This is a genomic window from Paenibacillus xylanexedens (genome assembly GCF_007676705.1).
Classification (GTDB): Bacteria; Bacillota; Bacilli; order Paenibacillales; family Paenibacillaceae; genus Paenibacillus; species Paenibacillus xylanexedens_C.
Genome location: NZ_VEBF01000123.1, coordinates 1 through 321 on the forward strand (window position 1 = coordinate 1; position 321 = coordinate 321).

A 321-nucleotide genomic window follows, 5' to 3' on the forward strand; every position below is an offset into this window, starting at 1 on the left:
GATTGAAGTTTAATGGTTTGAGGTTGATGGATGGAGTAAGCTGGACGTAGCAAGAATTGAGGGGAAGGATTAGGAGAGAAGTTAGGGTTAGGGTGGATGAGAGGTGGGTTGATGGGTGGTTGAAGATAAGGTTTAGGCGATGGTGGTGGATTGTTGTTAGTTTGAGTTGGGATTTGAAGATGAAGTGGAGGAGTGAAGATTGTAGGGATTTCAGGTAGTGTGAGTTTAGGATTGAAGTGGAAGATTTTTTTGTGTAGGTTTTTAGGTTGCATGATAGCGGGAGGAGTTACTGGTTGGATGTAAGGTAGAGGGGAGTTTTTA

1 pseudogene is annotated in these 321 nt (G+C 43.0%); it reads right to left on the reverse strand.

Annotation, left to right across the window (positions count from 1 at the left end):
* Positions 1–272: pseudogene (locus FS628_RS32160) on the reverse strand (hypothetical protein); the annotation flags it as partial.
* Positions 273–321: the final 49 nt, after the last annotated feature.